11 protein-coding genes are annotated in these 5,559 nt (G+C 41.7%); 7 read left to right on the top strand and 4 right to left on the bottom strand.

The genetic code is table 11. The features are described from left to right. Positions 1–483: 483 nt before the first annotated feature. Positions 484–798: a BON domain-containing protein gene (locus BM122_RS20090; protein WP_074907319.1), complete on the bottom strand. Its 315-nt coding sequence runs from the start codon at positions 796–798 to the stop codon at positions 484–486. A gap of 328 nt (positions 799–1,126) precedes the next feature. Between BM122_RS20090 and BM122_RS23725 the strand changes: the two genes are divergently transcribed. Together BM122_RS23725 and BM122_RS20085 are read left to right on the top strand one after the other, a co-directional pair. Beyond that, a complete protein-coding gene (locus BM122_RS23725) occupies positions 1,127–1,300 on the top strand; it encodes a hypothetical protein (RefSeq protein WP_177198231.1) in 174 nt (57 codons plus the stop codon). Between the two features lie 30 nt (positions 1,301–1,330). Next, the gene (locus BM122_RS20085; RefSeq protein WP_074907318.1) at positions 1,331–1,516 is read left to right on the top strand and encodes a hypothetical protein; all 186 of its coding nucleotides are present in this window, start codon (positions 1,331–1,333) and stop codon (positions 1,514–1,516) included. A gap of 212 nt (positions 1,517–1,728) precedes the next feature. On the opposite strand, the gene BM122_RS20080 is transcribed toward BM122_RS20085, so the two are convergent. After that, positions 1,729–2,133: a transposase gene (locus BM122_RS20080; RefSeq protein WP_177198230.1), complete on the bottom strand. Its 405-nt coding sequence runs from the start codon at positions 2,131–2,133 to the stop codon at positions 1,729–1,731. On the opposite strand from BM122_RS20080, the gene BM122_RS24570 reads away from it, so the two are divergent. Next, on the top strand, positions 2,119–2,295 hold the full coding sequence (locus BM122_RS24570) for a hypothetical protein (RefSeq protein WP_177198220.1): 177 nt from the start codon (positions 2,119–2,121) through the stop codon (positions 2,293–2,295). The two genes, BM122_RS20080 and BM122_RS24570, sit on opposite strands and share 15 nt — an antisense overlap. Positions 2,296–2,299: 4 nt before the next feature. Here BM122_RS24570 and BM122_RS26415 read toward each other — a convergent pair whose 3' ends face one another. Then, the gene (locus BM122_RS26415) at positions 2,300–2,446 is read right to left on the bottom strand and encodes an IS630 transposase-related protein (protein WP_371264960.1); all 147 of its coding nucleotides are present in this window, start codon (positions 2,444–2,446) and stop codon (positions 2,300–2,302) included. A 136-nt stretch (positions 2,447–2,582) separates the two neighbouring features. Here BM122_RS26415 and BM122_RS20070 point away from each other — a divergent pair, with 136 nt between their 5' ends. Together BM122_RS20070 and BM122_RS23720 are read left to right on the top strand one after the other, a co-directional pair. After that, positions 2,583–3,074, top strand: coding sequence for an HNH endonuclease (locus BM122_RS20070; protein ID WP_074907314.1), 492 nt, complete (start codon positions 2,583–2,585; stop codon positions 3,072–3,074). Positions 3,075–3,117: 43 nt separating this feature from the next. Then, complete coding sequence (locus BM122_RS23720) at positions 3,118–3,438, top strand: hypothetical protein (RefSeq protein WP_074907312.1); 321 nt, start codon at positions 3,118–3,120, stop codon at positions 3,436–3,438. Positions 3,439–3,505: 67 nt separating this feature from the next. Here BM122_RS23720 and BM122_RS20060 read toward each other — a convergent pair whose 3' ends face one another. Next, positions 3,506–3,751, bottom strand: coding sequence for an ASCH domain-containing protein (locus BM122_RS20060; protein ID WP_074907310.1), 246 nt, complete (start codon positions 3,749–3,751; stop codon positions 3,506–3,508). 1,293 nt (positions 3,752–5,044) lie between these two features. On the opposite strand from BM122_RS20060, the gene BM122_RS26410 reads away from it, so the two are divergent. Next, a complete protein-coding gene (locus tag BM122_RS26410; protein WP_371264959.1) occupies positions 5,045–5,176 on the top strand; it encodes a DUF4224 domain-containing protein in 132 nt (43 codons plus the stop codon). Positions 5,177–5,290: 114 nt separating this feature from the next. Then, the coding region (locus tag BM122_RS20050; RefSeq protein WP_074906149.1) for an IS630 transposase-related protein at positions 5,291–5,559 on the top strand (269 nt) is incomplete at its 3' end.

The raw sequence follows: 5,559 nt of genomic DNA, 5'->3' as shown, positions 1-5,559 counted from the left end.
ATGGATAATGGAAGGTGTTGGCTTTGCTATCATTTAAAATCTAAATGATAATGTTATTACCTTATCTAAATTCTATTTTCAAGCACTTTTAAGCGCGATTGCCCTGTACGCATGCCCAGATTAAATGGATAAAAGCTCAGAAACATGCCCCGCTTCGAGGAAATACTACTTACACAACTAACACACCTGAAGAGAGAAGAACATTAGCAGTTGTATACCTAAACACCCCTAAATGTCACAGACAATAATGAGACTCATTCTCATCAGTAAAGTTCAAAAAGTTTAAGCGGTAGGATAGTTCTTGGCAGAAAACAACCCGTCAAGGAATTGCAGAGAAACTCGCCGGGTTGTGACAGTTTATGACACGTATTAATACAAAAACACTAATACAGGTTCTTTATCGGCTGGATTTAAACAAGCTTTAGCACATTTTTGAGGCAATACACATACGCTTTGCCTCTACTCAAATGCTCCAATCTACTATCATTTAATCTGCAGGTCATTCTTGACAGACTTCACGCCTTCAACCATACGCGCAACTTCGCCCGCTTTATCAATCTCGGCCTGGGAACTGACGAATCCGCTCAGTTGAACGACACCTTTTGAAGTTTCTACTTTAATTTCAGTGGATTTCAGGCTAGGCTCATCGTAAATGTCCTTTTTAACCTTCGCGGTAATAACTGAATCATCAATATATTCTCCAACTGTCTCTGCCATTGACGTTGATGTGCCACCCAAGAAAAAGACCATTAGAACAATTGATAAGAAATTAAAAAAACCGTTATTTAGCTGTTTCATGGTAAAGCCCTCCTATAGGATTGATGGAACTAAAACACATCCATTAATACTTTTGGATTTAAAGAATCTCTTTTAAATACTCATCTGCATTTTTATAGAGGTATACACAACATCATAAGTTCATGCATAAGCATTAAGCTTCACACCCCCTGCTCCACCCTCTTAAATAAGTTCATAGCAACTCTTTAAAAATATTTTTTGCAGTATACAGCCACTGGTTGTTGACATACCACAACCATAAATTGTTTTATATCAACCATCAGCACAACAAAAAGTTATTCCTGAAGCACCATAATCAAATTTATTAACCAACCACAATGAGTTAAATATGAAATTTGAATTAAGCGAACAAGTAAAACTTTTCAGTGGTGAAACTGGCGTACTCATTGGAAGAGCTGAGTATCTAGATCATTCTCCAGAATATCTTATCCGGTACAAAGATTCTGATGGTCGAACAGAAGAAGACTGGTGGAAAGAATCGGATATATCTAAAAGCCAATAAATTAAGAAAATTTATCTATTACCAGCCACCATGGCATTCAAATTTGAATTAGATGACGAAGTGATCGATAACAACGGCAGAGAGGGTTTGATCATCGGCCGGTTTGAATTTAGCAGCACCTCACCAGGCTATCTGGTCAGCTTCGTAAATGATGACGGCTTCACGTTTGATCAATATAAATCAGAATCGGCATTAGCAAAAAGTGACGAATCATGAAATTAATGCAACTAATCAACTACAAAATAACAGTAATTTACCTAGGCGGTATTAATCATCGCAACTCAATGATGTTTCGTAGGTAGATTGACGCTTTTAATCATGCAAGCAGTAGTGATGATGTTTGTGGCGTGTCAATCAAGCGGGAATCAGTATGAAAACCACAGCAAAAGCGAGCGATTAAATGTATAGTTAATTCCATATATAATATTTCAAATTTCATAAGCGGCAAAGAGCTGCTCGATGGAACAACCTTCCCTTTTTCTGATGGCTTTGGCCTGGGCCCATTTTGGCTCAATGTCATTAAAGTCCGGGGAAGAAGACGGTAGATATTCAAGGGTATGCCCGGCATTGGCAATGGCGGTTTGGATATCCTGCCGCTTATGGAAGGTTGCGTTGTCCATGACAATTACGCAAGCGGGCAGAAGTTTAGGCAAAAGGTCCTGCGTCACCCACGCATAGAAAATGTCGGCGGTGATATGGGCTATGAACAGGCCTATGGTCAGCAGCGCCTTTCTGATCAGGGCGCCGATCACATGGGTTCTGCTTCTTGCATGCCAATCTTTTATACCATGGACGCGTTCACCCACTGGCGCATAGCCATGCTTACGCGGCATGTCATGCGCAAAGCCGCTTTTATCAATGTAAACGATGACGCGGCCTTCGCGCTCATAGCCTTCAATTTTTTGCTGGAAGATACGCCGCTCTTCTTCGCTGGCTTTGGGGTGGCACAGGCTTTTTTTTATAAGTCACGCCCAGACGCTTTAAAGCATGATTGATGCCCTAGGTGCTGACGCCAAGCCGTTTGGCGCGCTCGTACTGATACGCGTCCTGATAATTCTTGACGTCTTGCGCCAACATCTCCATGTCAATCTTGGTTGCAGGCTTGTTGCGGGTGGTCTTGGGATCGGGAGTTTTGATCCAACGCATCACGCTGGCTACCCCTAGGCAAAACGCTTGGCTACTTGCGCGATTTAGAGGCTCTCCTTCTCTCGAACGGATAATACCTTACGGCGAAATGCTATCGGATAGGTCATACGTAAATTATAATCAATTTATAGGAGATATGCTATATACCCTCTGGACTGAGGACGAGGAAAAACTGTTGGCGCATTTCTACCCCAACAGTCACCACAAAGCATTGTTCAAGCTGTTCCAAGGGCGTTTTGATCATACCAAGATCAGAAACAAAGCCATCAAGAAAGGCTTGCGTAAATCAGAGCGTTATTACCAAGACATCTATACCAGAAATTCGAATCCTTGGAACAGAGGACTCACCCTCAATCCAGCAGCCTTAAAACAATACCAGATGCCAGCCTTTGGTCGTATCAGAAAGAATCATAACGGATATCTGGAAGTCTGGCATCAAGGCAAATTCCAGGTACTCTCGCATGTCATCTGGGAGAAACATCACGGCAAGCCAGTGCCACATGGGATGACCTTGCGTTATACCGATGGAAACAAGGACAACATAGACATCAGCAAGCTAGCACTGATCAGCAGAGGCGATGTCTTACGCGAACACTCATTCAGCAATTATCCAAAAGAAATCAGGTAAGTTCACCTGATGAACAAAGTAAAAGCAATCAATAGGATCATCAATGAATAATCAAAACAACATTACCGAACTGCGTGCCATCGTGTTCGACACACTGTGCGGATTGAAAGACAAATCCATCGACATCGAGCACGCCAAAGCGATCTCTGACACCGCTCAAGTCATTATCAATTCAGCCAAAGTGGAAGTCGATCACGCCAAGCACACCGGGAGAAGATCAACCTCATTCCTGCAGGAAAAACGGAGAGCGCAAGCGCAAGCGGAAGAAACAAAAGATGAGGATGAACCATTCGATCCGATGCGCACCACGCCCAAATTAACCAGCTATGTGCATCATACTGGCGAGGGAAAGCAACGCATTTAACGTGAATATCGCATGGAATGAATAATTGAAATGTAAGTTACTACAATGACCGAGCACGAGCTTACACTTAATTTATGGCATCTGCTGGGGCCACAACGAAAATCAGGGCTTGAGGATTTATCTCAGAATACTTCCGAATCTCAACAACTCTTACAGGAATCGGCTCACGTGTCTCAGGATCAATAAGGCAAGGCCGAATGATTAAATCACCCTCGCTTGGCAACGTACAAGATGAATCACATAAATCTCTTATATATACGACCTTATCTTCATACCATGGATACACAGCCCATTTTATATCCGGCTCAATCATTGTCATCCCCTAACAACATTGTGAAGCAAATGGGAAGACTACAACAAAATCATGATATTGACAAACTCCCCACTTATGTATTCAGATCGTCTTGACGAGCTTATAGATGTGTTTAAAAAAATCCGCCAAAAGTCACAGAGACGAACCTTTGACGGATTAAACCTTATTACTAATCAACATAAAAAGTGAAAAAACTAGTCTGTGTATGGGACATTTCAAAATTTATGAGGACTTTACATAATACCACAATATCATTGTGGGAATATAACAAATCAATGAACCAACATCAAAAAGGTAAATTAAATGCGAGTCGATCATCAAACCATCAAATTCCCAGAACCAACAATGGACGCCATATTGGAAGTCATAGAGCTGCTGGTTCAATCATCACAGAGGGCGTGATAATAGGCACCCTGGATGATAACCAAAACAAGACAGAGATAAGTAATTCCAATTTTTAATATAAACAGCAATTAAAGATAATGTAACTATCTGTAAACAAATAATAATATTATATAAATTATTTAATTTTCTATTAGGGTTTGGAATAACTAGCTAATCAACAAGCTGTTTGACAACATTATTTTATGATCACCCATCGCACATGGGGGGCAACGGTACATAATTCACCGTTGCGGTATATGCAGCACTGACCCACGGCCGGCTTGAATGTGCCACTACCGAAGGGAAGCCCTGGTGCTTGATGGCATCAGGGATACAAGGATAGGAAAGCATGATGTCTAAAGAGGTATGGAATTTTGCTGTTAATGCATGCTCATTCATCATTTAGAAAGATTTTTTATTTTAATGACCATTATGTTGCGATTGAAGCTCGAAGAGAAGCTGCTTTACGCAAATTAATATTCAACCGAGAGCAAAATATATAACCATACTGTACAGATTACCAGGCAGAAATAAATATAAATGCGACATCTGCGGCAAGGTTGATTCCTGGTCTGATGAGTGGTCGTGGTACGGATCGGAGGTTTTTTTGGAATGTTGCCCTGATGATATACCCATGGCCTGTGGCACAAAATGCAGGATGGAACTACAAAGAAGAGTACTTAAAGGATCAATAAAGCTTCCTGAGCTAGAACTACAGGATGACCAAACGCATTACAAAAAGATGACGGAAAGACAGGGTTATTGATTATGACAACTGATGAGGAAAGTAAGGGGTTGTAATTTATGGAACTGGCGACAGAACAAGAAGAAGTAACACAGAAAAACCGCAGTGATTTATTTTTTGACCAGCGAAGAAATATTCGAGCTTACGGCAAAGAAGCTTAATCATTGCAGATTGAGCAATTGCGCCTCATGGGTATACCCCATTTTGTTAATGCTGCCGGCCGCCCTGTAGTTCCAAGAGATGCACTTATGCCCGTGGCGACAGAGAAAAACCTAAAAAGTGGCAACCTAATTTAAGGTAGCAAGATATGGGACGAAAGCCAAGCTCAAATAAATATCCTCTCCCACGCATGAGAGCGTGCAAACGAGGTGACTATAGCACAACCAGATAATTTTGATTATAATTTAAAGATGGCCTATTCACTGGATTTCCGCCGTAAAGTCCTGTCTGTTAGAGAGAAAAAAGGACTTACGATAGCCGAGGTGGCGGCCCGGTTTGATGTTGGCGTGGCGAGCGTGACGCGTTGGGTTAAGAACATCCATCGTAAACCTCAAGGGTTTCGCCAACGCAAGATTGATCTTGATGTGTTGCGGCAGGATATTCGCGATTATCCTGATGCTTATCAGTACGAGCGGGCAAAACGTTTGGGTGTGGCGCAAAACGCTATTTTTCTGGCGCT

Source organism: Nitrosomonas communis (assembly GCF_900114745.1).
Taxonomy (GTDB): Bacteria; Pseudomonadota; Gammaproteobacteria; order Burkholderiales; family Nitrosomonadaceae; genus Nitrosomonas; species Nitrosomonas communis_A.
Note: the sequence above shows the minus strand (reverse complement) of the source record. Positions and strands in the feature narration are given on the sequence as shown.